General features: G+C 70.8%; 23 protein-coding genes and 1 riboswitch. Of the genes, 7 read left to right on the forward strand and 16 right to left on the reverse strand.

Features of this window, described 5'->3' with window-relative positions:
- The first annotated feature begins 15 nt into the window (after window positions 1-15).
- Window positions 16-762 (forward strand): pyridoxamine 5'-phosphate oxidase family protein, encoded by a 747-nt coding sequence (locus OG490_RS06080; protein ID WP_330295251.1) that lies wholly within the window; start codon window positions 16-18, stop codon window positions 760-762.
- On the opposite strand, the gene OG490_RS06085 is transcribed toward OG490_RS06080, so the two are convergent.
- Together OG490_RS06085 and OG490_RS06090 are read right to left on the reverse strand one after the other, a co-directional pair.
- Window positions 744-1,844, reverse strand: coding sequence for a DMT family transporter (locus OG490_RS06085; protein ID WP_330295252.1), 1,101 nt, complete (start codon window positions 1,842-1,844; stop codon window positions 744-746). The two genes, OG490_RS06080 and OG490_RS06085, sit on opposite strands and share 19 nt — an antisense overlap.
- Window positions 1,845-2,010: 166 nt before the next feature.
- A complete protein-coding gene (locus OG490_RS06090) occupies window positions 2,011-2,970 on the reverse strand; it encodes an EamA family transporter (protein ID WP_330295253.1) in 960 nt (319 codons plus the stop codon).
- 181 nt (window positions 2,971-3,151) lie between these two features.
- On the opposite strand from OG490_RS06090, the gene OG490_RS06095 reads away from it, so the two are divergent.
- Window positions 3,152-3,580 (forward strand): type II toxin-antitoxin system Rv0910 family toxin, encoded by a 429-nt coding sequence (locus OG490_RS06095; RefSeq protein ID WP_330295254.1) that lies wholly within the window; start codon window positions 3,152-3,154, stop codon window positions 3,578-3,580.
- Between the two features lie 121 nt (window positions 3,581-3,701).
- Here the strand turns inward: OG490_RS06095 and OG490_RS06100 are convergent, their stop codons facing one another.
- Window positions 3,702-4,331 (reverse strand): PadR family transcriptional regulator, encoded by a 630-nt coding sequence (locus tag OG490_RS06100; protein WP_330295255.1) that lies wholly within the window; start codon window positions 4,329-4,331, stop codon window positions 3,702-3,704.
- A gap of 439 nt (window positions 4,332-4,770) precedes the next feature.
- Here OG490_RS06100 and OG490_RS06105 point away from each other — a divergent pair, with 439 nt between their 5' ends.
- Complete coding sequence (locus tag OG490_RS06105; protein WP_330295256.1) at window positions 4,771-5,253, forward strand: helix-turn-helix domain-containing protein; 483 nt, start codon at window positions 4,771-4,773, stop codon at window positions 5,251-5,253.
- 181 nt (window positions 5,254-5,434) lie between these two features.
- Here the strand turns inward: OG490_RS06105 and OG490_RS06110 are convergent, their stop codons facing one another.
- Entirely contained in the window at window positions 5,435-6,058 is a 624-nt protein-coding gene (locus OG490_RS06110; protein ID WP_330295257.1) for a hypothetical protein, read from the reverse strand.
- A 148-nt stretch (window positions 6,059-6,206) separates the two neighbouring features.
- Here OG490_RS06110 and OG490_RS06115 point away from each other — a divergent pair, with 148 nt between their 5' ends.
- Window positions 6,207-7,052: a PhzF family phenazine biosynthesis protein gene (locus OG490_RS06115; RefSeq protein WP_330295258.1), complete on the forward strand. Its 846-nt coding sequence runs from the start codon at window positions 6,207-6,209 to the stop codon at window positions 7,050-7,052.
- 36 nt (window positions 7,053-7,088) lie between these two features.
- Here the strand turns inward: OG490_RS06115 and OG490_RS06120 are convergent, their stop codons facing one another.
- Window positions 7,089-7,871 (reverse strand): CPBP family intramembrane glutamic endopeptidase, encoded by a 783-nt coding sequence (locus OG490_RS06120; RefSeq protein ID WP_443065933.1) that lies wholly within the window; start codon window positions 7,869-7,871, stop codon window positions 7,089-7,091.
- Window positions 7,872-8,023: 152 nt separating this feature from the next.
- Window positions 8,024-9,559: a glutamate-cysteine ligase family protein gene (locus OG490_RS06125; RefSeq protein ID WP_330295260.1), complete on the reverse strand. Its 1,536-nt coding sequence runs from the start codon at window positions 9,557-9,559 to the stop codon at window positions 8,024-8,026.
- Between the two features lie 507 nt (window positions 9,560-10,066).
- On the opposite strand from OG490_RS06125, the gene OG490_RS06130 reads away from it, so the two are divergent.
- Window positions 10,067-10,687, forward strand: a complete 621-nt coding sequence (locus tag OG490_RS06130; protein ID WP_330295261.1) for a hypothetical protein — start codon at window positions 10,067-10,069, stop codon at window positions 10,685-10,687.
- A gap of 269 nt (window positions 10,688-10,956) precedes the next feature.
- Window positions 10,957-11,163: a DUF5999 family protein gene (locus tag OG490_RS06135; protein WP_330295262.1), complete on the forward strand. Its 207-nt coding sequence runs from the start codon at window positions 10,957-10,959 to the stop codon at window positions 11,161-11,163.
- Between the two features lie 120 nt (window positions 11,164-11,283).
- On the opposite strand, the gene gcvP is transcribed toward OG490_RS06135, so the two are convergent.
- On the reverse strand, window positions 11,284-14,169 hold the full coding sequence (gene gcvP / locus OG490_RS06140) for an aminomethyl-transferring glycine dehydrogenase (RefSeq protein ID WP_330295263.1): 2,886 nt from the start codon (window positions 14,167-14,169) through the stop codon (window positions 11,284-11,286).
- A gap of 197 nt (window positions 14,170-14,366) precedes the next feature.
- A riboswitch (glycine riboswitch) is annotated at window positions 14,367-14,465 on the reverse strand.
- A 118-nt stretch (window positions 14,466-14,583) separates the two neighbouring features.
- Here gcvP and OG490_RS06145 point away from each other — a divergent pair.
- Entirely contained in the window at window positions 14,584-14,955 is a 372-nt protein-coding gene (locus tag OG490_RS06145) for a PRC-barrel domain-containing protein (protein ID WP_330295264.1), read from the forward strand.
- 59 nt (window positions 14,956-15,014) lie between these two features.
- Here OG490_RS06145 and OG490_RS06150 read toward each other — a convergent pair whose 3' ends face one another.
- From OG490_RS06150 to OG490_RS06190, 9 genes are all read right to left on the reverse strand, one after another.
- Complete coding sequence (locus OG490_RS06150; RefSeq protein WP_330295265.1) at window positions 15,015-16,628, reverse strand: DNA polymerase IV; 1,614 nt, start codon at window positions 16,626-16,628, stop codon at window positions 15,015-15,017.
- Between the two features lie 120 nt (window positions 16,629-16,748).
- Window positions 16,749-17,405 (reverse strand): MerR family transcriptional regulator, encoded by a 657-nt coding sequence (locus OG490_RS06155; RefSeq protein ID WP_330295266.1) that lies wholly within the window; start codon window positions 17,403-17,405, stop codon window positions 16,749-16,751.
- 203 nt (window positions 17,406-17,608) lie between these two features.
- The gene (locus OG490_RS06160; RefSeq protein WP_330295267.1) at window positions 17,609-18,082 is read right to left on the reverse strand and encodes a bifunctional nuclease family protein; all 474 of its coding nucleotides are present in this window, start codon (window positions 18,080-18,082) and stop codon (window positions 17,609-17,611) included.
- Window positions 18,083-18,179: 97 nt separating this feature from the next.
- Complete coding sequence (gene ftsR / locus OG490_RS06165; protein ID WP_330295268.1) at window positions 18,180-18,941, reverse strand: transcriptional regulator FtsR; 762 nt, start codon at window positions 18,939-18,941, stop codon at window positions 18,180-18,182.
- Between the two features lie 44 nt (window positions 18,942-18,985).
- The gene (locus OG490_RS06170) at window positions 18,986-19,528 is read right to left on the reverse strand and encodes an FHA domain-containing protein (RefSeq protein ID WP_330295269.1); all 543 of its coding nucleotides are present in this window, start codon (window positions 19,526-19,528) and stop codon (window positions 18,986-18,988) included.
- Between the two features lie 483 nt (window positions 19,529-20,011).
- A complete protein-coding gene (locus tag OG490_RS06175; RefSeq protein WP_330300802.1) occupies window positions 20,012-20,794 on the reverse strand; it encodes a DUF881 domain-containing protein in 783 nt (260 codons plus the stop codon).
- 38 nt (window positions 20,795-20,832) lie between these two features.
- Complete coding sequence (locus tag OG490_RS06180) at window positions 20,833-21,165, reverse strand: small basic family protein (protein WP_112452698.1); 333 nt, start codon at window positions 21,163-21,165, stop codon at window positions 20,833-20,835.
- Window positions 21,162-22,061 (reverse strand): DUF881 domain-containing protein, encoded by a 900-nt coding sequence (locus tag OG490_RS06185; protein WP_330295270.1) that lies wholly within the window; start codon window positions 22,059-22,061, stop codon window positions 21,162-21,164. Before OG490_RS06185 ends, OG490_RS06180 begins: the two co-directional genes overlap by 4 nt.
- Window positions 22,062-22,174: 113 nt before the next feature.
- Window positions 22,175-24,670: a mannose-1-phosphate guanyltransferase gene (locus tag OG490_RS06190; protein ID WP_330295271.1), complete on the reverse strand. Its 2,496-nt coding sequence runs from the start codon at window positions 24,668-24,670 to the stop codon at window positions 22,175-22,177.
- Between the last annotated feature and the right edge of the window lie 11 nt (window positions 24,671-24,681).

The raw sequence follows: 24,681 nt of genomic DNA on the forward strand, positions 1-24,681 counted from the left end.
AACGGAGTCCGCACTATGAGCGCCACGCCCGACACGGAGACGATCCCGGACCCCGCCGCGGAACCCGCCACGGCGACACCCGCGACCACGGACAAGGCCACGGACACGGCCACCGGGTACGAGCCCACCGACCGCACCGTCCCGACCCGGGCCCGCGACCGCGCCCGCTACGACCGCGAGACCGTGCACTCGATACTCGACCAGGCCTACCTCTGCCACCTCGGCTTCGTCCGCGACGGCGCCCCGGTGGTCCTGCCGACCCTCTTCGGCCGGGTCGGCGAGACCCTCTACATCCACGGATCCACCGGCTCCCGCCCCCTCCTCGCCGCCGGCAAGGCCGACCCGGGACTGCCCGTCTGCCTGACGGTGACGCACGTCGACGGCCTGGTCCTGGCCCGCTCGGCCTTCCACCACTCGATCAACTACCGCTCGGTGGTCGTGCACGGCATCGCCTACGAGGTCACCGACCCCGAGGAGCGCCGGACGGCGCTCGACGCTCTCGTCGACCACGTCGTACCGGGCCGCTCCGCCGATTCGCGGCCCGCCAACGCCAAGGAGCTCGCGGCCACCGCCGTGATCCGCCTGGACCTGAACGAGGTGTCCGCGAAGCTCCGTACGGGCGGCCCGAACGACGACCCCCAGGACCTGGGGCTGCCGTTCTGGTCGGGCGTGGTCCCGGTCGCACCGGCGTACGGGACCCCGATCCCGGCGGAGGACCTGACCCCCGGGATGGCCACCCCGGACTACATCGCCGCGCTCTGAGGCTCAGGGGCGGGCCGGACCTCCGGCCCGCCCCCGCCCACGTCCCCGAATCCGGCCTCAGGCCCGTCGGCACTCCCACCCGCCGGCCCCCGCGACTCGGCGGCGATCAGCGCGCCCACGGCGGTCAGCAGCAGTACGGTGCCCAGCACCACCGCGCCGGTCAGCCTCTCCCCGAGCAGCAGGACTGCGATCACCGCCGCACTGACGGGCTCGATCAGCATGATCACGGACACCGTCGCGGAACGCACCACGGCGGCCCCGCTGAAGTAGAGCGCGTACGCCAGCACGGTCGGCACGGTGGCCATGTACACGAGCAGCCACAGCACCCGTACCGGTTCGGCGGTGTGCGCGACGAGCCCCTCCAGGGCGGCGAGCGGCAACAGGCACACCGTGCCCACCCCCACCGACCAGGCGGTGGTGACCAGCGGATCTCCGCCGGCCCCGCGCTGTCCGAGCAGCCGGGCCCGCAGGGTCATCGCCGCGTATCCGGCGGCGGACAGCAGTGCCCAGCCGACGCCGAGCGGCCGGACCTCACCGCCTCCGCTGCCGAGGACCAGTACGGCCAGCCCGGCCAGCGCCCCGACGACGGCGGCCACCCCTCCCCGGCCGAGCCGCTCCCCCATCCAGTGGCGGGCGCCGAGTGCGATGAGCACCGGCCCGGCTCCGAGGGTGACCACGGTGCCGACGGCGAGGCCCGTCTCGCGGACGGCGGCGAAGTAGGCGGACTGGAAGAGCGTGAACAGCAGTCCGGTCCCGATCAGCGACCCCACCGAGGGCCCCGGCCGGGCCGCCGCCCCGGACCCGGACCGCCGGAACCGGCCGGAGCCCCGGGATCCGCGGGAGCCCCAGGCCCGCCGTGCACCCCGTACGGCGAGCACGGCGAGCAGCACCGCCAGCCCGCCCGCGCACCGCCAGAACGACAGGGCGAGGGGGCCGAGGTCACTGGCGAGGAAGAGCAGCGAGGCCGCCGCCCCGGCCGTGCCCCAGGCGGCTCCGGCGACGACGAGGTAGAGCAGACCGCGACCGGTGGAGGGTCCGGGGGAAACAGGCCCCGGACGGGAAGAGCGTGAAGGGTTCGACACGAGAGGTCTCCGCGCGTGCGTGAAGGATGAAGGAAGCAGGACTCATCGCTTCGCGGACAGCGCGAACCCGCCCGGGACACGACCCGGGCCGGGTTCTCTACGTGGTGGCAGCCGCCCGCGCTAGGAGGCGGGAGGCGGAAGCACGGTCTGCGGCATGTCCCGGACTCTAGACCTTGCTCGGATCCCGGTCCAGCGCGGCCACCGGCTCCGCGGTGCCCGGCGGGACCGGCCGGGAGGTCTGGGCGATGAAGGCCCCGCCCAGGACCAGTGCGCCGCCGACGATCTGCCACGTCGCGAGGTGCTCGCCGAGCAGCACCCAGGCCAGTACGGTCGCCACGACCGCCTCCAGGCAGGCCACCACCCCCGCGACCTGCGGCGACAGCTTGCGTACGGAGACCACGCCGGTCAGGTACGCGAACACCGTGGCGATCAGGATCACCCACCCCAGCAGCACCGGGGCCGGAATCCTCAGGTCGCCGACCGCCGCGTAGCCGCCGAGCACCTGCCAGTCGATCTGCCACGGGCGGGCGATGACGGTCATGACGAGGGTGCCGACGATCATGCCGTACGCGATCACGCCCATCGGGTCGGGCACGTCGTCCCCGTCGCTGCCCTGGTCGGCGAAGACGAAGTAGAAGGCCTGGCAGCAGGCGGCCGCGAGGCCGAGCAGCACCCCGAGCAGGTCCAGGCTCAGCCCGGCCCAGATCTGGACCACGCAGGCGAGGCCCACGACGGCCACGGCGGCTCCGGCCGCGGCGGCCCGGGTCACGGGCTTGCGCTGCACGAAGCGGATCCAGCCGAGCAGCAGCGCGGGGCCCAGGTACTCCAGGAGCAGGGCCACTCCGACCGGGATCCGGGACAGGGAGGCGAAGTAGAAGGCCTGGACACCGGCCACCGCGACGAGTCCGAAGCCGGCGAGCAGCAGGGGTTTGCGGCGTACGAGATCGCGATGGCGCCAGGCCAGCGGGGACAGCACGAGAGCCGCCCCGGCCACCCTGAGCCAGACCATGTGGAGCGGATCCAGACCCGCCTCGATCAGCGGCTTCGCCGCCACACCCGAACCACCGAACGCGATCGCCGAAACGAGGGCGAGGCCCAGTCCGGAACGTTTCCCTGACGCTTGCATCCGGACATCATGGCAGGGCCCGTCAGGAGCGACACGACGGTGACACCTGTTGAGACGCAGTCGACACCGGGCGCGGCCGGACCCGGCCCGTACCTCAATATCTGACAGGTCGTCAGTCTTGAATGTTGCGTCCACCACGACTACGTTCCGCCGCACGTACCTGACGAGAAGGGGTGGTCGCATGGCTGAAGTCACCGCGGAATCACGCATCGAGGCGTCCGCCGCGAAGCTCTGGTCCCAGCTGACCGACTGGGACGCTTACGGCCAGTGGAGCATGACCCACACCAACTTCCCGAAGGGCGGTCCCGAGACCCTCGCGATCGGGTCCACCTTCGCCGAGAACATGAAGATGATGGGCTTCCCGGCCGAGGTCCTGTGGACCATCTCGGAGCTGGAGGAGGAGCACGTCATCGCCATCACCGGCAAGGGCCCGATGGGCGTGGCCGTCCTGACCCGGTACACCCTGACCCCCGACGGCGAGGCCACCACGGTCCGCATCGACGGAGAGTTCACGGGCGCCGCGGTCGCCCTGATGGCGGGCAAGCTCAAGGACTCGGCCACGGCCGCCCTGAACGAGTCGCTGCGCAAGCTCGCAGGCCTCGTAGCCTGACCACAGGCCGCCCCGCCCGCCCCACCCACACCTCCATCCCTCCCGTACACAGCAGCGCGCCCCGCGAGGTTCCTCGCGGGGCGCGCTGCTGTGTACGGGAGGGATGTCCCGCCGTCCGGGCTCAGTGCTCGTCGGCCAGGATCAGGTAGAGCTTCTTGCGGGCGTCGTTGATGACCGCGAGGGCCTTCTCCCGCTGCGCGGGAGTGCCGGTCTTGAAGACCTGGCCGAAAGCCTCCATCAGACCGAAACCGGCCGTCCGAATCTCGTTCATCGCCTCGAAGTCGAAGCCCCGCCCGGCTTCCGCCCAGGGGGCGTCCGGACCGGACTCGGCCTCGGTGCGGCCGGCGTCGGTGAGCGTGAACAGCTTCTTGCCGCCCTCGCTCACACTCGTGATGAGCCCCTCGTCCTCGAGCATCTGCAGGGTCGGGTAGACCGACCCGGGGCTGGGCTTCCACGCCCCGCCGCTGCGCTCGCCGATCTCCTGGATCATCTCGTAGCCGTGCATCGGCCGGTCGGCGAGCAGCGCCAGGATGGAGGCCCGCACATCACCACGCCGGGCCCTGCCACGCGGCCCGCCGCGCCCGCCCCGCCCACCGAAGGGCCCGCCGCCGAAGGGCGGACCGAACGGCCCGAAGGCGGCGCGCCGCCCCTGGAACTCCTCCCGACGGTCCGGCCCGCAGTGGCCGTGACCCCGCCCGTGCTCGTGGTCGTGATCGTGTCCGCGTCGTTCGTGCTGTCCGTGTGAACGCATGACTGCGCTCCTTTCGTCATTCGGTGATCTGGTTGTCGCTGTTGCGATACGTCTACTATCGCTGACCCATCGCGATGCGTCAACGATATATCGGAAACAACTTCAACGAACAGCGCTGTGACCTCGGGGCGGTGCGCCTGACGGGCTTGGCCTGCTCACCGGTGCTCTCGCGCCGCACCGCGACTCATGTCCGTCGCGGCGATCCCGAGCACCTTCAACTGGCGCTTCTCACACGAGGCGCCGTCAGGATCTCCCAGCGGGGCAACGAATCGGTGGTCGCGGGGGACTCGTACTGACCGACACCTCACGGCCGAGCGAGGGGGCATGCCCGGACGGGCAGATCGAGGCGGTCGCCATATGGGCTCGGGGGCCGTCCTCGCCGACTTCCTGAGGACGCTGCTCGCACGAGGCCCGTTGCCGACCGGAGGAACTGCGCGGCTTGGGGACCGTAGCCCTCGACCTGGCCACCGTCTTCCTCGCACGGCAGCTCGGTGACGCTGGTCTGGCGCCCGCCGAGGCCCGCGCGCAGGAGGCCTTGCAGCGGATCCACCGCTTCATCGAAAACAACCTCGGCGGCCCCGACCTGACTCCCCAGGTGATCGCCGACCGGCACAACATGCCCCTGCGGCGCCTCCACCCTCTCTTCGCCGACCAACCCCTGACCGTCGCGGCGCGCATCCGCCACGACCGGCTGGAGCGTGCCCGCACCGACCTCGCATCCGGGGAACTGAGCGGTCGGCCCGTCCAGGTGATCGCGGCCCGGTGGTGCTTCTCCGGCGCCACCGGGTTCAGCCGCGCATTCCGCGAGGCCTACGGCATCACCCCCGACCGAACACCGCGCGAACGCCCTGGCCGCCGCACGGCACGCGGAGCACACGAACCCGGCACTCCCTGCACACCACCCCACGCCGCCCGGCCATAAATTCTCCGCTGAAGACAGCACCACGAGGTGAGTCGAGGACCTCGACCACCGGTGGTGTGAGTGCCGATGGATGACAATTCGTCAAGGGGAGACATCGCATGTCTGGAATGTTCGGCAAGGTCGCGGCCGTGGCGGCGTGCTCAGACGCCTCGTCGCCGATCCGCACAGGCCTGGCGGGGCGTCAGTTGTCGAACCAGACGGTGAGCCGGACGTTCTCGTCGCCGTAGAGCCCCGCAAGGGTCTCCATGACCGTCCAGAGCGGCTTCCACTCCCCGTCCAGCGCGACGGCGTCGCGCCGGGTCAGCCGCCCGACGCGGTAGAGGAGGTCGTCGCCATCGGGCCACTCCGTGCCCTCGGGCCAATCGTGGGCCTCGTACCTGAACAGCCGCCCGGGGTCACGCTCGATCGACAGCCCCGTCACCTCCGCGACCCGCCCGTCCCAGGCCGACTTGCCGGACATCACCCAGCCGTCCGGCGTACGGCGGTACTGGTGGATGCGGGCGTCGACCTGCTCCGCCGGCTCCGACCAGTCGACCCGCTTGAGCTCCGCCCAGCCGATCCAGGTGGCGCTGTGCCCGTCGTACCGCCACTCCGCGAACTCGGCGCGGACGCCTTCGGAGGCGTCCTCCGGGATCCCCCTGTCCTCGGCCAGCGGCCGGAAGCCGGCGAAGTTGCGCATCCCGAAGAGGCAGCCGAAGGCGTCGTAGTTCCGACCGTGGTACAGCAGGGAGATGTCGATGGCCGCCACCCAGGGCTCGCCCTCTCCGTCCACGCACTCCACGAATCCATGAATGTCCGTCCCCATGTGCCGTGATTCTCCGGGCCGTCCGGCCCGGACGCCACGGGGTTTCGCATCGGTGGAGCCACTGGCGTGCGCGCCGGGCCCCCGACCAGGCCAGTCGTCCCGGATTGGCCTTTGCGGCGGCTGCCGGCGGCTCCCTACGGTCGACGGCATGCGCATCAGAATCGTGGACGCCTTCACCGACCGCCCCTTCGCCGGCAACCCCGCCGGAGTCCTGCTCCTCGACGGGCCGGAAGGCCTCGACCGCCCCGACGGCGGATTCCCCCCGGACGCCTGGCTCCAGCAGGTGGCCGCCGAGGTCAACCTCTCCGAGACGGCCTTCGCCCACCCCCTGCCCCCGGGCGGGGACGCCGACTGGGCGCTGCGCTGGTTCACGCCGACCAGCGAGGTCGACATGTGCGGCCACGCCACCCTGGCCACGGCCCACGTACTCGCCACCAGCGGCCTCGCGAGCGGGCCGATCCGTTTCTCCGCCCGGTGCGGCATCCTCACCGCCGAGGCCGCCGAGGACGGCACGATCACGATGGACTTCCCCACCTCCTCCCTGACCCGGGTCGACCCCGTCGCCGAGGTGGAGCGCGCCCTGGGCGCCGGGATCAAGTCCGTCCACGACACCTCCGCCCACATCGGCGACCTGGTGGTGGAGCTCTCGGACGAGCGGACCGTACGGGAACTCGACCCCGACCTCGCCGCCCTGCGCGGCTACGCCCGCCGCGGGATCATCGTCACCGCCGCCGCCGAGGACCCCTCCCGCGGCTACGACTTCGTCTCCCGCGGCTTCTTCCCCGCCTTCGGCATCGACGAGGACCCCGTCACCGGCAGCGCCCACACCGCGCTGGCCCCCTTCTGGGCCGCGCGCCTGGGCCGCACCGAGCTCGTCGGCCTCCAGGGCGGGGCACGCACCGGTCTGGTCACGGTCCGGCTCAGGGGCGACCGTACGCTGCTGACGGGGAGCGCCGTCACCGTCATCGACGGCGAACTGCTCACCTCCCCCTGAGGCGCGAGAGCGCGAGAGCGCGAGACCTACGGCGGGCTACGGGGTGGGCAGCCAGCCCACCTTGCCCGCCAGCAGGGCGTACCCGCCGAAGGCCACGATGTCCAGCAGCGCATGGGCGACGACGAGCGGCCCGACCCGGCCCCAGCGCCGGTAGGCGAGCACGAAGACGACGCCCATCACCATGTTGCCGATGAAGCCGCCGATGCCCTGGTAGAGGTGGTACGAACCGCGCAGCACGGAGCTGGCGATCAGCGCGGCCATCGGCGACCAGCCCAGCTGGCCGAGCCGGCGCAGCAGGTAGGCCAGCACGATGACCTCCTCCACCACGGAGTTCTGCACCGCGGAGAGGATGAGCACCGGGAACTTCCACCACACGTCGGGCAGTGCCTCCGGCACCACCGTCAGGTTGAAGCCGGTGGCCCGCGCTACCAGGTAGAAGGCGAGCCCGGCGCTCCCGATCCCGGCGGCGACGAGCGCACCGCGGCCCAGGTCCCGTACCGGCCGGGTGCGGTCGAAGCCCAGCGCCTTCAGCCCGGGGGCGCCCTCACGGGTCAGCAGGTGTGCGACGAGCAGTACGGGGACCAGCGCGCCAGCGATGCCGAACAGTTGCCAGGCCAGGTCGAGCCAGGGCCTGCCGGGGGCGTACGAGCCGTTGAGCGTGGCGGCCTGGTCCTTGAGCCCGCCCGGCTTGGTCAGCGAGCCGATGAAGCTGATCAGCGCCGAGACGCCGCTCGCGCCCAGGGACAGGGCGAGCACGAGCAGCGTCTCGTCGCGCAGGAGCTTGCGCCCGTCCCGGCCCTCGCCCAGCTCCCCGACCACCGGTTCCGGCTCCGTCCGCACGCTCGTCTCCCGTCCACCGACCACTGCGATCACCCCCCATACTGCCTCGTCGGCGGGGGAACCGGATCAACGGACGGACTCAACGGACGGACTCAACGGACGGACTCAACGGACAGGATCAACGCACGGGATCAACGCAGGGGATCGTCGACGGCGCTCACCTCCACCTCCGCCAGACCGACCGGCCAGGTGTGCACGGGGTCGCCCTTGTGCATCAGCTCGCTGTAGCGGCGCGTGGTCGCGGCGAGCGCCGCGTCCCGCTCCAGTCCGGCCGCGAGCGCCCGGTGGTACGTCTCCACCTGCCAGGTCGCTCCGTTGGCCCGTCGCCGACATCGCTCCTCGATGATGCCGAGGTAGTGGTCCCGGTCGGCGGGCTCGATGCCCCAGGCGTCCAGTCCGGCGGCCGCCATCGGCAGCAGTTCGTCCAGCACCAGCCGTACCGCCGGCACGCTGGCCAGTCCCCCGCCCCGGCCCCGGCGCGGCCAGCGCAGCCGGGCGTCGATCCCGTAGCGGCAGGCCGCGTCGAAGTTGGCCTCCGCTTCGGCGAAGGGCAGTCGGCTCCACACCGGGCGCTGTTCGTCCGCGAGAGTCCGTACGAGCCCGTAGTAGAAGGCGGCGTTGGCGACGACGTCGGCCACCGTCGGCCCGGCCGGCAGCACCCGGTTCTCCACGCGCAGGTGCGGCACCCCGTCGGCGACCCCGTACACGGGCCGGTTCCAGCGGTAGACCGTGCCGTTGTGGAGGACCAGTTCCTGGAGGCTGGGCACCCCGCCCTCGGCGAGGACCCGCAGCGGCTCCTCCTCGTCGCAGATCGGCAGCAGGGACGGGAAGTAGCGGACGTTCTCGGCGAAGAGCTCGTACGCCGAGTCCACCCACCGCTCGCCGAACCAGGTGCGCGGCCGCACCCCCTGCGCCTGGAGCTCGGGCGGCCGGGTGTCGGTGGCCTGCTGGAAGAGCGGCGGCCTCGACTCCCGCCACAGTTCGCGCCCGAACAGGAACGGCGAGTTGGCGCCGACGGCTATCTGTACGGCGGCCACCGCCTGCGCCGCGTTCCACACGTCCGCGAACCGGGCCGGAGTCACCTGCAGGTGCAGTTGCACGGAGGTGCACGCGGCCTCGGGCACGATCGAACCCGAGGTCCAGATCAGCCGCTCGACTCCGTCGATGTCGAGCGTGAAGTCCTCGCCGCGCATCATCAGGATCTGCTCGTTCAGCAGCGAGTAGCGGTCCACCGCCGAGAGGTTGGCGGTGACCAGGTCCGCGCGGGAGATCGTCGGCAGAATGCCGATCATCACCACCCCGGCGTCGATCTCCACGGCCTGCCGGTGGGCATAGCCGAGACCCGCGCTCAGTTCTTCCGCGAGCTGGTCGAATACCCGGCCGCCGAGCCGGTGCGGGAGTACGTTCACCTCCAGGTTGAACATTCCCAGTTCCGTTTGGAAATCGGGGCTCGCAATCCGCTCGAGGACCTGCGCATTCACCATTCTCGGCAACCCGTCGGCACCCGCCAGATTCAACTCGATCTCGAGCCCCATCATGTTCTTGGGTCGATCGAACCTCTTCTCCGCCAGAAGCCGCTCCAGCCCCTCCAGGCACTCGTGAAGCTTCCTCCGGTACCTTTGCCGATCGGACAGGTCGAATCCGCCCGCCACGACCTTCTCCCCCATCGAAGCGTCCCTCCTCGACTGGGCCTGGCCGGTGGAAGAGATCCATCACCCCAGGCGCGCGTTTACGGTCGATGATGCCCCGGCGGCGTGATCGATAACGCGGAAGGGGCGTGACTGGCGAGGAGCGCGCGCCGGTTTGGCCGACAGGCGCTTTGGCACATTCACCTGGCAAGCCGATATGAGCAAATACCCCGTGGGATTTGCCGGTTCCGGATAACCGACGCTTTCCAGCCGAGCCCCCGTCCGGTAACCTCCGAGGTCAGCGCGGAATTTTTGCGCGCACCCGGCATGAATGCCATGTCAGAGGGACCGGTAAGCGCCTTGCCGGCAATGGGCGGGACAGCTAGCCGAAACACTGCGTGAACACATGTCGTATAAACTCCGCAAACGAGGCAGAGAGTTGGCGCGCGGCCATTGCCCCTCAGCCCCCCTCTGGCCCCAGAATGCGACAGCGCCGTCCCGCACCTCCCCCGATCCACCGGTCTCCCAAGTGAGAGGCGACCCACCATGCCGCTGCACGTCCCTCCGGCCCCCGCGCCCGCCCTGCGCAGTGTCCTCGCGGCCCTCGGCTCCCCCAGCGCCGTCCATGAGGCGCACACCCCGGCCCTGCGCGCCCTCCAGGGTCCGATGACCGCCGAACTGCCGCTGCCCGTCCACGTCCTGGACCGGCTGAACCTCGCCGGTCTGGCGTCGGGCGGCCGGCCCCCGCGCACCAGGCTGACCGGCTGGCGGTTCCTGATCCGCAGCGGGGACCGCTACGTGGCGGCGGCCGACACCCGGCTGACCCCGGACGGGTGGACCTTCTCCCACTTCTTCGAGGGCCCCTACGTGGCCGCCACCGAACGCGCGCTGCGCCAGGCGGAATCCCTCGGCAAGAGCTACCAGCCAAGGCTGCTGTCCGTACCGGAGCTGTACATGCTGACACTGTGGCTGCACGGGGCGGTGGGCGCCGACGCGGCGTCCGGAATGCCCGCCGCCGCCGATCTGCTGGTCCCGCTGGCGCCGGCCCCGCCCGGCATCGCCGCCTACCGCCCGCACCCGGTCTCCGAACTGCTGCCCGTGATGACCCACCGGCTCACGCCTACGGCGCCTCCGGTCCCGCCCTCGATGGCGGCCCCGGCCGCCTGAACGAGGAGGTGGCCGGAACTGCCCATTCGGCCTAGCCCACTCGGGCCCCCTGCGAACCACCCTAAATGACAGGGGAGTTGACTTGAACCGCCCGCACGGGTGATGCGTCATCAATCTATGAGGACAGCTGCCGGGAAATCCCTGCGGACACCGAGTCCTAGAGGAACACTGGGGACCCTGACCAAGCCAAATCGTTGATACGGGGGGCGGCCATGAACAACGCATCGAGCCGCAGCACACAGACCACACCGCAGCGAAAGAACGCATCCATGTGCCAGCACAAGCCAGCGTGCCCGTCCGCCGACTCCGCCGACCGGGAGGCCGCACACCCCGTGGCCGTCCACCCGGAACAGGGCTGGAGCCTGCTGTGCAACGGCGTCCTGCTCTTCGAGGACACCGGTGAGCTGCTGCCGGACGGCCAGATCATCGCCCCGCACCGCGCGCTCGCCGCGGCGCACGTGATGAAGGCCGCCTAGCCGGACCCGTCCGCTGGCAGTGAGCGCCGAAAGGGGCCGGCCCAGGAGCAACCACTCCCGGACCGGCCCCTTCCTCATGCCTCAAAGCCGCACGGCCCCCGGTGTGGGGGCCGCGAGGGCCTAGTTGTCGTACTCGTCCAGCGGCGGGCAGGAACACACCAGGTTCCGGTCACCGAAGGCACCGTCGATGCGGCGCACCGGCGGCCAGTACTTCTCCGCGGCCGACATCCCGCCCGGGAAGACGGCCTCGTCGCGGGTGTACGGGTGGTTCCACTCGCCGCCCAGCGTCGCCGCCGTGTGCGGGGAGTTGGCCAGCGGGTTGTCGTCCAGCGGCCACTCGCCGCCCGCGACCCGCTCGATCTCGGCGCGAATGGCGATCATCGCGTCGCAGAAGCGGTCGATCTCGGCGAGGTCCTCGGACTCCGTCGGCTCGATCATGAGCGTCCCGGCGACCGGGAAGGACATGGTCGGCGCGTGGAACCCGTAGTCGATCAGGCGCTTGGCGATGTCGTCGATGCTGACGCCCGTGGCCTTGGACAGCGGGCGCATGTCGATGATGCACTCGTGCGCGACCAGGTTGCCCGGGCCGGTGTAGAGCACCGGGTAGTGCGGCTCCAGGCGCTTGGCGATGTAGTTCGCGCCGAGCACCGCCACCTGGGTGGCGCGCTTGAGGCCCTCGCCGCCCATGAGGCGCACGTACGACCAGGAGATCGGCAGGATGCCGGCCGAACCCCACGGCGCGGCCGAGATCGGGCCGACACCCGTCTCGGGACCGGCGGTCGGCTGCAGCGGGTGGTTGGGCAGGTACGGGGCCAGGTGCGCCCGGACGCCGACCGGGCCGACGCCGGGGCCGCCGCCGCCGTGCGGGATGCAGAAGGTCTTGTGCAGGTTCAGGTGCGAGACGTCGCCGCCGAAGTGACCCGGCTTGGCCAGGCCCACCAGGGCGTTGAGGTTGGCGCCGTCCACGTAGACCTGGCCGCCGGCGTCGTGCACCTGGGCGCAGATGTCGGCGACGTGCTCCTCGAACACACCGTGCGTGGAGGGGTACGTGATCATCAGCACGGCGAGCTCGTCGCGGTACTGCTCGATCTTGGCGCGCAGGTCGGCCGCGTCCACCTCGCCGTCGTCGGCGGTCTTGACCACGACGACCTTCATGCCGGCCATCACGGCGCTCGCGGCGTTGGTGCCGTGCGCGGAGGACGGGATGAGGCAGACGGTGCGCTGCTCGTTGCCGTTCGCCCGGTGGTAGGCGCGGACGGCCAGCAGGCCGGCGAGCTCACCCTGGGAGCCGGCGTTCGGCTGGATGGAGACCTTGTCGTAGCCGGTGACCTCGCAGAGACGTTCCTCCAGCTCGGTGATGAGCGTGAGGTAGCCCTCCGCCTGCTCCACCGGGGCGAAGGGGTGCAGCTGGCCGAACTCGGGCCAGGTGACCGACTCCATCTCGGTGGTCGCGTTGAGCTTCATGGTGCAGGAGCCCAGCGGGATCATGCCGCGGTCCAGTGCGTAGTCCTTGTCCGCGAGCTTGCGCAGGTAGCGCAGCATGGCGGTCTCGGAGCGGTGCTGGTGGAAGACCGGGTGGGTCAGGTACGCGTCCTCGCGCAGCAGCCCCTCGGGCAGCACGTCGGCCGTGGTGGCGTCCAGGGCCTCAAGGTCGGCAGAGACCCCGAATGCCGCCCACACCGCGTCCACGTCGGCGCGCAGGGTGGTCTCGTCGCACGCGGCGGAGACCAGGTCGGCGTCCACCTGGTACAGGTTGACCCCGCCCTCGCGGGCCGCGGCCACGACCTCGGCGGCGCGGCCCGGAACCCGGGCGGTGACGGTGTCGAAGTAGGCGCCGTGCACGACCTCGACCCCGCCGGCCTTCAGACCGGCGGCGAGCAGGGTGGCGTAGCGGTGGGTGCGGCGGGCGATCGTCCGCAGGCCGTCGGGGCCGTGGTAGACCGCGTACATGCCGGCCATGACGGCGAGCAGTACCTGCGCGGTACAGATGTTGCTGGTGGCCTTCTCGCGGCGGATGTGCTGCTCGCGGGTCTGGAGGGCCAGGCGGTAGGCCTTGTTGCCGTCCGCGTCCACGGAGACGCCGACGAGGCGGCCGGGCAGCGAGCGGGCGTGCTTGGCCTGGACGGCCATGTAGCCGGCGTGCGGTCCGCCGAAGCCCATCGGGACGCCGAAGCGCTGGGTGGTGCCGACCGCGATGTCCGCGCCCAGCTCGCCCGGGGAGGTCAGCAGGGTCAGGGCGAGCAGGTCGGCCGAGACGGCGACGATGGCGCCGAGCTCGTGGCCCTGGTCGATGACCGGCTTGATGTCCCGTACGGCACCGGAGGCGCCCGGGTACTGGAGGAGCACACCGTAGATGCCGCGCTCGGCGACCTCCGCCGGGATGCCCTCGGAGAGGTCGGCGACGACGACCTCGATGCCGATCGGCTCGGCGCGGGTCTGGATCACGGCGATGGTCTGCGGCAGCGCGTCGGCGTCGACGAGGAAGACGTTCCCCTTGGCCTTGCCCACGCGGCGGGCCAGCGTCATGGCCTCGGCGGCCGCGGTGCCCTCGTCCAGCAGGGAGGCACCGGAGGTCGGCAGTCCGGTCAGCTCGGCGACGACGGTCTGGAAGTTCAGCAGGGCTTCCAGGCGGCCCTGGGAGATCTCGGGCTGGTACGGCGTGTACGCCGTGTACCAGGCGGGGTTCTCCATGACGTTGCGCAGGATCACCGGCGGCGTGAAGGTGCCGTAGTAACCCAGGCCGATCATGGAGGAGAGGACCTGGTTGCGGTCGGCGAGCTGACGCAGCTCGGCGAGCACCTCGGCCTCGGTCCGCGCCTCGGGCAGGTTCAGCGCGGCAGTGGTCTTGATCACATCCGGCACCGCTGCGGCGGTCAGTTCGTCCAGCGAGCCGTAGCCCACCTGGGCGAGCATCTTCGCCTGCGCCTCGGCATCAGGGCCGATGTGGCGCTGCTCGAAGGGGATGCCTCGCTCCAGCTGGGAGAGCGGAATGCGGTTGGCGGTCATGTACGGAGGCCTCCTGGGTCGTACGACCTGCGAGGGGCACCACGGCGCGGGCACCCGGACGGCCTCCCCCTCTGTCATCGAACCTGAGAGCTTCACCGGGCCACGCGGGGGTCTCCCGGGGGTCCGGCTTTCACCGTCGGTGAGGAGAGGAACCGGCACTGCGCGCCCGGTACCGCCCCTGCTTTCCAGAGTGGCCTCACCTACGTGCGGTACGTATGCCTGAGAGATTCCGGGGAGGATTTGCTCCTTCGGCGCCCCCGTCTTGCTCACTCGGAGGACTCTCCCGCACAGGGTCAACAGCCGTCACCCAGCCTACCAGCGAGGATCTCGGGCCCTCCCCGAGTGGCCCCCTCCCCGGAAATGCACTTTTGTAGTCATTACGGAGGAGTTGCGCCCCAATGGAGGGACCGGACCGTGCAGACCGACATCGATCCCCGCAGCCTGATCGGCCGCAAGGCATTCGACCGCAATGGCGCCAAGATCGGCACCGTCGACGAGGTCTACCTCGACGATGCCACGGGCGTCCCGGAATGGGCAGCCGTCCGCACCGGCCTCTTCAGCAGGGACGCCTTCGTCCCCCTGGAACCCAGCGAGATGGTGGGCGACACCCTGCGCGTCCCCTTCGAGCGCTCCCTCATCAAGGACGCCCCCGACTTCGGCGTCGGCCGCCACCTCTCCCCCGAACAGGAGCTGCAGCTCTACCACCACTACGGCCTCGACGTGGCCCTCCCCAGCGAGTTCCACCGCGACTTCGGCCGCCTGGCGGGCGACGAGGGCCAGGCCTAGGCGGTGTCCGCAAAGTAACGCCTGGCCCGTGGCGTCTGGCGCTACTTTGCGGACACCCCCTAGCAGGTCACGCCCCTCGTCCCCACCAGCGGAAGCGGATCGGACGGCTCCAGCTCGGGGTCGTCCACCCGGAACGTCCGCACCCGGCCCGGCTCCGAGCCGGGCTCCTCGAACCGTACGGTCACCCGCCCGACCCCGCTGCCCTGCACCCAGCCCGGCCCGTACACCGCGTGCCGCACGTCGCTCCCGGCGTGCCACAGCCGCCCGGCGCCGGCATCGCCCCCACCGGGCGGTCCGCCACCGTCCTCGGAGGCCGCCGCGGCCGGGGCCTCTCCGGGGCCGCGCTCCCCGAGGCCCGGCTCCCGGCCCGGCTCCCCGAGGCTCGGCTCCCCGCCCGGCTCCCCGTGTCCGCGCTTCCCCTCCGCCTCCGCCGGCCCGGCACCCTTGCCGCCGTGCTCCAGCTCTACGGAGCCCTCCGCATCGGCGACCGCAGCCGTCTCCTCGGCCCCACCGACCCCATCCGGCCCAGCGGGCTCCGCCTCCCCCTCCGCCGCCGCCTCCGCCGCCTCGGCTTCGGCGGCCTCCGCATCGGCGGCCAGCGTCACCGCGAAGGCGAACAGGTCCTCCTGCGTGTAGTCCGCCAGCCCCGTGACCCCCACCCCCAGCAGCCGCACCCCGCCCGTGGTGTCCACGGCCTCCAGCAGCCGCGCCGCGGCCTCGCGCACCACCGCCGGGTCGTCGGTCGGCCCCCGCAGGGTCTCGGAGCGGGTCAGCGTCGAGAAGTCGTACCGCCGCACCTTGAGCACGATGGTCCGCCCCGAGTGCCCGGACTCCCGCAGCCGCCGCACGCACCGGTCCGCGAGCCGCTGCACCTCGCCCCGGATCCGGACCCGGTCGTGCAGGTCCACGTCGAAGGTGTCCTCGACCGACACCGATTTCGCGTCGCGCTCGGCGACCACCGGCCGCTCGTCCACACCCCTGGCCATCCGGTACAGCCCGACCCCGTGCGAGCGCCCCACCATCCGGACCAGCTCGTCCTCGCCGGCCCCCGCCAGCTCCCCCACCGTGGTGATCCCGGCCCGCCGCAGGTGCTCCCCGGTGGCCGGGCCGACCCCGGGCAGGGTCCGTACCGACATCGGCGCGAGATGCGCCCGCTCGGTGCCGACCTCGATCAGCAGCAGCCCCGCGGGCTTGGCCTCCTCGGAGGCCACCTTGGCCAGCATCTTGGACCCGGCCAGCCCGACCGATCCGCTGAGCCCGGTCGCGGCCATGATGTCGGCCCGCAGCCGCTCTCCCACGGCCCGGGCGGACTCCGCGTCGAAGGCGACCCCGCCCGCCTCCAGGTCCACGAAGGCCTCGTCCAGGCTCAGCGGCTCCACGAGCGGCGACAGCTCGCGCAGGAGGGCCATGACGGTGTCGCTGACCGCCCGGTACAGGCCGAAGCGCGGGATCAGGTACGCGCCGTTCGGGCAGAGCCGCCGCGCCTGGGCGGTCGGCATCGCCGAGTGGACCCCGAACCGCCTGGCCTCGTACGAACAGGTGGCGACGACCCCGCGCGGACCGAGCCCGCCGACGATGACGGCTTTGCCGCGCAGGCTCGGCTTCGACGCCTGCTCCACGGACGCGTAGAAGGCGTCCATGTCCAGATGCATGATGGTCGGCGCGGCTCTCACAGCACCGATGCTGCCCTACGCCACTGACAAAACGCCCGAGGCCGTCCGACCGGACCCGCCGCGGAGGCGGGCCGGGCCGGACGGCCTCGGTGAACGTGCCCTGAAAATGACCTGGACGACCTAGACGGCCCGGTTGCGCCGCGCGGCCAGCTCGTCGGCGGGGTTGTGCCCGACCACCGTCTCACCGGTGTCCACGCGCTCCCCGTGGAGCTGCGACAGGGCGTTCTCGACATCGCGCCAGACCACTCCGACGGCGATCCCGAAGATTCCCTGACCGCCCTGGAGCAGGCCGACGACCTGTTCCGGCGAGGTGCACTCGTAGACCGTGGCTCCGTCGCTCATCAGCGTCATGCGCTCGAGGTCCGAGAACCCGCGGTCACGCAGGTGCTGCACGGCGGTGCGGATGTTCTGCAGCGCCACCCCGGTGTCCAGGAAGCGCTTGACGATCTTGAGGACGACCACGTCCCGGAAGCTGTACAGCCGCTGCGTGCCCGACCCGTACGCGGGACGCACGCTCGGCTCCACCAGCCCCGTGCGCGCCCAGTAGTCGAGCTGCCGGTAGGTGATGCCGGCCGCGGCACACGCCGTCGGCCCGCGGTATCCGACCTGCTCGGGTGCCGCCTCGCCACCCTGGGGCCCCACCGGCCCCATCGAACCGACCGGCGCGGGCTCCGGCTGACGGCGCGCGGAACTCACCGCACCACCGTGCAGCGGGTACGGCCCACCGTCACTCCGTGCGGGGATGCCCCCGGTCGTACCGTCGCCCGTGACTCTCACGCCGACCCTCCGTCCTTGACCTGCCACCTCGAAGGTAGGCAGTCACCCGGGGTGCGTCAACGATCGCCACACTCGGCACGCCGAGTGATAATCACCCTGAGAGTGGTTTCCCGTACCCCATTGCGGGGAAAGGCTACTCGAATGGGCTGCAATCTCCTTTGAGGCTGCGTCGAGAACGCCCGGAGGACGCCGCGGCCCCGGACTCAGTGCGGTCCGGTGCCGAAGTCCTCGGGCGAGATCTGGTCGAGGAACTCGCGGAACTTCTCCACCTCGTCCTCCTGCTCGTCCGGGATCGCGATTCCGGCGTCGTCCAGCACGCCGTCGCTGCCGTAGATCGGCGTCCCGGTGCGCAGGGCCAGCGCTATGGCGTCGGACGGCCTCGCGCTCACCTCGACCCCGCTGGCGAAGACGAGCTCCGCGTAGAAGACGCCCTCCCGCAGATCCGTGATCCGGACTTCGGTGAGTTCCTCGCCGATCGCCTCCAGCACGTCCTTGAACAGGTCGTGCGTCAGCGGCCGGGCAGGAGCCATGCCCTGCTGCGCGAAGGCAATGGCGGTCGCCTCCCCTGGTCCGATCCAGATGGGGAGGTATCGATCGCCTCCCACCTCACGCAGGAGAACGATCGGTTGGTTGGAGGGCATTTCCACCCGGACACCCACAACGTCGAGCTCGTTCACACAGCAACCCTAGGACCTGCCCGGCCGGTTTGGGTAGTCGGGCTCCCCCAAGGCTGCCCGCAGGAGCCCCCCGCGACTCCTCCGAGAGCCCCCCGGATCAGTGCAGCCGCACCCCGAGCGCCGTCTGCACCAAGGCCTCGTGCAGCCGTACGGAGAGCCCCGCGAGCTCTTTCAGGGTGGCCTCGGCATGTGCCCTGGTCTGCGGGTTGCGGTGGCGGCGCAGCGGTGAGACGACCTGTTCGACCAGACCGGCCTCCCGGTCGGCGGCGGCCTTCATCGCGCGCAGGTGGCGCGGCTCCAGCCCGAACCGGCCGAGATCGGCCACCAGACGGGCCACGGTGACCGCCTCGGCGTCGAACCCGCCGCCCGGCGCCTCCGCGATCAGCCCGTACGACTCCCACTCGACGAGCTGCACCTCGTCCACCTCCGCGGCGGCGATCAGCTCGGCCCGGCCCACCCGGGCCACGGTCGGCCGCTCCCGGCCCACCTCGCCGTAGATGACCACGGGGCTCATGGGGTCGACGGATTCCCCGTGCGCCGTGGGCGCCGGGATGCGGATCTGCTCGCCGCGGACGAGCGCGTCGAGCTGCTCGCGGATGACCTTCAACGGAAGGTAGTGATCGCGCTGGAGCCGAAGGATGTGGGCGAGGCGCTCCACGTCGTCGGTGCTGAACTTGCGGTATCCGGAAGGTGTGCGCCGGGGCTCCACGAGCCCCTCCGCCTCCAGGAAGCGGATCTTCGAGATCGTGACCTCGGGGAACTCTTCACGCAGCATCGTGAGCACCGTGCCGATGCTCACCAGCCGTCGGGCCGAGGCGGCGGTGCCGTTTCCGGCACCGCCTGTCGGGGTGCGCAGCATGGGACCTTCCCTGGGGAGTCCCCCGGACAGGATCCGGAGGAGGGTCAGATGCCCCGCAGGCTCGCGTAGAAGACCAGCCGGTACTTGCCGATCTGCACTTCGTCGCCGTTGTGGAGGGAGACGGAGTCGATCGGTTCACGGTTCACGTACGTGCCGTTGAGGCTGCCGACATCGGCGACGGTGAAGCCGCCGTCGTGGCTCCTGCGGAACTCGACATGGCGCCGGGAGACGGTGACGTCGTCCAGGAAGATGTCGCTCTGCGGGTGCCGGCCGGCCGTCGTCAGCTCTCCGTCCAAGAGGAAGCGGCTGCCGGAGTTGGGGCCGCGCCGCACGATGAGCAGAGCGGAACCCGGAGGCAGTGCTTCCACCGCGGCCTGGGCCTCGGGGGACAGCGAGGACGACGCGTGCGCTTGTCCCGACACCTCGGCCTCGTAGGCCTCGAGGCCCGAGATCGAAATGGTGGACGTGGTCTCCGAGGCACGCTCCGGCGTCAGACCCGCCCGCAGCGGCGCCCCGCAGTTGGAGCAGAATCGGCTCGCCGCATCGCTGCGGTGCCCGCACCTGCTGCAAATCTGCTCGGCCGACATGGACGGCTCCTCGCGCCGCGGCTGCCCCGCGGAGGCATTGGTGGCATACGGGTCGGGGTTAAACCCTCCACCCGTACTTGAGGTTGATGGTTCACCGAAACCTATGCGTCCGGTACCGGCAGGGTCAACAGTCGACGCGCCCTGCGCGCCCGAAATATCACCCGCGCCCGCGACCTCGTCGCGGAAGAGCGGCCGGTCGCCCTGCCCTTCCACGTCTCCATGCCCCGCGCGGTGCCTGGCCGCACCGCTTTCCTCGCGGTTCTTCTTGCCGAACAACTTCTCAAACAACTTCACGGGCGATTCCCCTTGACCGAAACAGACCCGCCCGTGGGGCAGGACGAACTCCGAATGCAACACCTGCCGACCCGGACATTCTCACAACGTCCGTAACCATCAGACAGTTTCCACCACGTACCACGACTTCGGTGCGCCGACCCCCCGCAGGCATTCGCCCGCCTGAGCCGGTCTGCTCTGCGTCCCGCCTCACGGCGATGACGACCGAGCGTAGTCAGGCTGCTTCGCAGCCCGCAAGGCATCCACGACGATCTTCGCCGGTCGTGTGACGGTGACGACCGCTTGCTCCTTCTCCAGCGACTGGACCACGCCACCCGGAATGTTGAGCGCCGGCTCCAGGTCCTGCGGCTTGCCGATCACCCTGAATTCATAGGGCTGTGTGATCTTCTTACCGTCGATCGCGACCCCGCTGCCCTCGTCCGAGAAGTACGAGCCCGCCACGATCCGCACACCGTTGATCTGGATCGCCTCGGCCCCGGCGGCACGCAGCTCCTGGAGGGTGTCCAGCAGCTTGTCCGACTGCACCTGGTTCTTGGGATCGGAGATCTTCAGCACGATCCCCGGCCCCTGCGCGGCCACCGTACCGGCCAGGATCCCGAGTTGGCGTTCCTTCTCGACCGTCTGCTTCCGGGCCTCTTCGGCCTGGTTCGAGCTGCTCTCCAGTTCCCTGCGCTGCTCGTCGAGCTTCTGCTTCTCGTCTTCCAGCCGCTTGGTCCGGCCGTCCAGCTCGTCGAGGATGCGTACGAGGTCCTCCTGTCGGGCCCCGCGCAGCGCGCTGGAGTCGCTATTGGACCGTACCTGGATCGCCAGACCGAGCCCCAGGACGAACAGCAGCACCGCGACGATCAGTTGGGCCCGGCTCACCCGCGGGGGCCACAGGCCGGCCGCCAGCCGCTGCCGACCGGTCTCCTCGGGCTCGGCCGGACCGACGGGAGCGGCCGGCCCTTCCTTCGGCGGCTGCCCCGGACCCATCGGCTCCTCGGGCGGGGTGTCGTTCGTACTCATCGGCCTCACGCCCGGAACACGTGCCGGCGGATGGCCGCGGCGTTGGAGAAGATGCGGATGCCGAGAACGACGACCACACCCGTGGACAGCTGCGAACCGACGCCCAGCTTGTCGCCGAGGAAGACGATCAGCGCGGCCACGACCACGTTGGACAGGAACGACACCACGAAGACCTTGTCCACGAAGATGCCGTCCAGCATCGCGCGCAAGCCCCCGAACACCGCGTCCAGCGCCGCCACCACGGCGATCGGCAGATAAGGCTCCACCACGGCCGGCACTTCGGGGCGGACCAGAAGTCCGACCACCACTCCGACCACGAGGCCCAGTACCGCGATCACGATGCACCCTTCTCTACTGCTGTGGCTGTACGTACGGTCAGGCTCGACGCGGCGGGGAGCCGTACCTCGTCCTCGGGGGACAGGGTGTAGCGGATCCCGTAGCTCTCCTGCAGCACGTGCAGGTACTGGCCGTCCGCGGAGTCCTGGAAGGCGGTTCCGAGCTTCTTCTTGTCGCCGATCGCCAGCACTTCGTACGGCGGCACCAGCGGCCTGTTGTCGACCAGTATCGCGTCACCGGCGGCCCTGATCGCCGACAGCGACGTCAGCCGCTGCCCGTTGATCGAGATCGCTTCGGCCCCGGACTGCCACAGCCCGTTGACGACCTTCTGCAGGTCATGGTCGCGCAGCCGGCCGGTATCCGAGAAACCGGTGTTCTCGCGCGGCTTGGAACCGTTGCCCGTGGACGCGCCCTTCGCGTCGTCCACCGTCAGCTTGATCCCGGGCCCGCGCACCTCCGTGGCCCCGGACAGCAGGGCCACGAGCTGGCCCTGTTCACCGCCGTGCTGCTTGAGCGCCTCGCGCTGCCGGTCGGCGACGGTGCCCCGCAGCCTCTCGATGTCCCGCTCCAGGCCGTCCGCGTGCGCATCGGCCAGGTCGACCCGGTCGATGAGCTCCTGACGCTCCTTGGCCAGCACCGGCGCGGCAACCCGCGCCTGCGCCGCACCCAGCGTGACGACCATCGCGGCGAGCACCAGCCCGGCGGCGAGCCCCAGTTTGGCCTTGAGCGTGCGCGGCAGGCCCGCCGTGCCGTCCGACTCGCGCCGGGCGGAGGCCTCCGCGTAGCCCTCGTCGAGACTGTGGTCCATCACGTGCGTCAGCAGCGACATGGAAGCGTCCGGGCGCGCGGGAGGCGACGCCGAACTCCGGTTGTGGGGCGGCTGCGACATGCCGCACATCGTCGCATGTCGGCACCGCACACGCCGAATGCGCCCGTCCGGTGGGCCGGGCGGGGGCTTCACCCCGCCCGGCCCACCGGACTTGTGTACTTACGCCGTTCCGTGCCCGCCGCTCAGTGCCCGGCGCCGTCCACCACCGCTGCCCAGCTGTCCAGCAGCGCCTGCGCGGAGGCGTCGTCGGGACCTTCGGCCCACACGTGGGTGACCGCTTCCGCGGGGTCCGGCAGCACCAGCGCCCACCGCCCGTCGGCCTCGACCACCCGTACCCCGTCGGTGGTGTCCACCTGCCGGTCACCGGCCGCTTCCACGACCCGCCGCATGACGAGCCCCTTCACCGCCCAGGGGGTCGGCACGTCCCGCTTGAGCACGTGCGCCCGCGGGATCCGGGCGTCGATCTGGCTCAGGGTGAGCTGCGTCCTCGCCACCAGCCCTATCAGCTGCACGAAGGCCGCCGACCCGTCGAAGACGCTGCTGAACTCCGGGACGATGAAGCCGCCCCGCCCGTCGCCGCCGAAGATGGTGTTCTCCGCCCGGCCCACCCGGGTCAGATCGTCGGGCGAGGTCGTCGTCCACTCCACCTGGGTGCCGTGGTACGCCGCCACCTGCTCGGCGATCCGGGTCGTGGTCACCGGCAGCGCCACCTTGCCGCTGCGCTTCTCGGCGGCCACCAGATCGAGCAGCACCAGCAGTGCCCGGTCGTCCTCGATGATCCGCCCGCGCTCGTCGACGAGGGAGATCCGCTCCCCCACCGGGTCGAAGCGCACCCCGAAGGCGGCCCGGGAGGAGGCGACGATCTCGCCCAGCCGCACCAGCCCGGCCCGCCGGGATTCGACGGTCTCCGTGGGCCGGGACTCGTCGAGCCCCGGATTGACGGTGAGGGCGTCCACCCCGAGCCGGCCCAGCAGGCTGGGCAGCACGAGCCCGGCGCTGCCGTTGGAGGCGTCCACGACCACCTTGAGACCGGAATCCGCGACCCCGGTGATGTCCACCCGGCGCAGCAGCGAACCGGTGTAGGCGTCGAAGACGCTGCCCGGGAACTGCAGGTCGCCGATCTCGCCGGGGAACGCCCGCCGGTACTCCTGGCGCGCGTACACCCGGTCCAGCTTCCGCTGACCCTGGAGCGAGAGGTCGGCCCCCCGCTCGTCGAGGAACATGATGTCCACCGAGTCCGGCACACCGGGCGAGGTCCGCAGCACGATCCCGCCGGCGCTGCCGCGGGCGGTCTGCTGGCGCGCCACGGGCAGCGGTACGTTCTCCAGGTCGCGGACGTTGATCGCGCTGGCCTGGAGGGCCGAGATCACGGCGCGCTTGAGCGCCCTCGCGCCTCGGGAGTGGTCACGGGCGGTGGTGACCGTCGCGCCCTTCTTCAGGGTCGTGGCGTACGCGCCTGCGAGCCGGACCACCAGTTCCGGGGTGATCTCCACGTTCAGGATCCCGGAGACCCCACGGGCGCCGAACAGATGTGCCTGCCCCCGGGACTCCCAGATGACCGAGGTGTTGACGAAGGCGCCCGCCTCGATCGTCTTGAAGGGGTAGACCCGCACGTTCCCCTGGATGATCGATTCTTCGCCGACGAGGCACTCGTCACCGATGACGGCCCCGTCCTCGATCCGGGCGGCCCGCATGATGTCGGTGTTCTTGCCGATGACACAGCCCCGGAGGTTGCTGTGCGGGCCGATGTACACGTTGTCGTGCACGACGGCCTTGTGCAGGAACGCGCCGCTCTTGACGACCACGTTCGACCCGATGACGGTGTGCTCACGGATCTCCACACCGGCTTCGACCTTGGCGTAGTCCCCGATGTACAGCGGCCCCCGCAGCAGCGCGTCAGGGCTCACCTCGGCCCCTTCGGCGATCCAGACCCCGGGGGAGATCTCGAAGCCGTCCATGTCGACCTGGACCTTGCCCTCGAGCACGTCGGCCTGGGCCTTGACGTAGCTCTCGTGGGTGCCGACGTCCTCCCAGTAGCCCTCGGCCACGTAGCCGTAGATGGGCCGGCCTTCCTTCATCAGCTGGGGGAAGACGTCGCCGGACCAGTCCACCGATACGTCCGGGCTCACGTAGTCGAAGACCTCGGGCTCCATCACGTAGATGCCCGTGTTGATGGTGTCCGAGAACACCTGGCCCCAGGTCGGCTTCTCGAGGAAGCGCTCCACCTTGCCTTCCTCGTCCACGATCGTGATGCCGAATTCCAGCGGGTTCGGCACCCGGGTCAGGCACACCGTGACGAGTGCGCCCTTCTCCTTGTGGAAGGCGATGAGGTCGGTGAGGTCGAAGTCCGTGAGCGCGTCGCCGGAGATGACCAGGAAGGTGTCGTCCTTCAAGGCCTCCTCGGCGTTCTTCACACTGCCGGCGGTCCCGAGTGGCTTCTCCTCGTTGGCATAGGTGAGCTCCATTCCGAGCTCTTCGCCGTCCCCGAAGTAGTTCCTGACGAGTGATGCCAGGAATTGCACGGTGACCACGGTCTCGCTGAGCCCGTGCCGCTTGAGCAGCCTCAGCACGTGCTCCATGATGGGCCGGTTGGCCACCGGCAGGAGCGGCTTGGGCATGCTTGAGGTCATGGGACGAAGGCGAGTGCCTTCACCACCAGCCATCACGACGGCCTTCATGTCGGAAAGGT

Origin of the sequence: Streptomyces sp. NBC_00503 (assembly GCF_036346895.1) — a bacterium.
Taxonomy (GTDB): Bacteria; Actinomycetota; Actinomycetes; order Streptomycetales; family Streptomycetaceae; genus Streptomyces.

What these genes read in the sequence shown, in the direction of transcription:
- OG490_RS06100 (WP_330295255.1), bottom strand. Translation starts at nt 4,331, where the DNA reads ATGCGTTCACACGGACAGCACGAACGACGCGGACACGATCACGACCAC.
- OG490_RS06175 (WP_330300802.1), bottom strand. Translation starts at nt 20,794, where the DNA reads ATGGGTCCGGGGCAGCCGCCGAAGGAAGGGCCGGCCGCTCCCGTCGGT.
- OG490_RS06110 (WP_330295257.1), bottom strand. Translation starts at nt 6,058, where the DNA reads ATGGGGACGGACATTCATGGATTCGTGGAGTGCGTGGACGGAGAGGGC.
- gcvP (WP_330295263.1), bottom strand. Translation starts at nt 14,169, where the DNA reads ATGACCGCCAACCGCATTCCGCTCTCCCAGCTGGAGCGAGGCATCCCC.
- OG490_RS06090 (WP_330295253.1), bottom strand. Translation starts at nt 2,970, where the DNA reads ATGCAAGCGTCAGGGAAACGTTCCGGACTGGGCCTCGCCCTCGTTTCG.
- OG490_RS06190 (WP_330295271.1), bottom strand. Translation starts at nt 24,670, where the DNA reads ATGAAGGCCGTCGTGATGGCTGGTGGTGAAGGCACTCGCCTTCGTCCC.
- OG490_RS06170 (WP_330295269.1), bottom strand. Translation starts at nt 19,528, where the DNA reads ATGTCGGCCGAGCAGATTTGCAGCAGGTGCGGGCACCGCAGCGATGCG.
- OG490_RS06125 (WP_330295260.1), bottom strand. Translation starts at nt 9,559, where the DNA reads ATGGGGGAGAAGGTCGTGGCGGGCGGATTCGACCTGTCCGATCGGCAA.
- OG490_RS06130 (WP_330295261.1), top strand. Translation starts at nt 10,067, where the DNA reads ATGCCGCTGCACGTCCCTCCGGCCCCCGCGCCCGCCCTGCGCAGTGTC.
- OG490_RS06135 (WP_330295262.1), top strand. Translation starts at nt 10,957, where the DNA reads ATGTGCCAGCACAAGCCAGCGTGCCCGTCCGCCGACTCCGCCGACCGG.
- OG490_RS06115 (WP_330295258.1), top strand. Translation starts at nt 6,207, where the DNA reads ATGCGCATCAGAATCGTGGACGCCTTCACCGACCGCCCCTTCGCCGGC.
- ftsR (WP_330295268.1), bottom strand. Translation starts at nt 18,941, where the DNA reads ATGCTGCGCACCCCGACAGGCGGTGCCGGAAACGGCACCGCCGCCTCG.
- OG490_RS06080 (WP_330295251.1), top strand. Translation starts at nt 16, where the DNA reads ATGAGCGCCACGCCCGACACGGAGACGATCCCGGACCCCGCCGCGGAA.
- OG490_RS06185 (WP_330295270.1), bottom strand. Translation starts at nt 22,061, where the DNA reads ATGTGCGGCATGTCGCAGCCGCCCCACAACCGGAGTTCGGCGTCGCCT.
- OG490_RS06095 (WP_330295254.1), top strand. Translation starts at nt 3,152, where the DNA reads ATGGCTGAAGTCACCGCGGAATCACGCATCGAGGCGTCCGCCGCGAAG.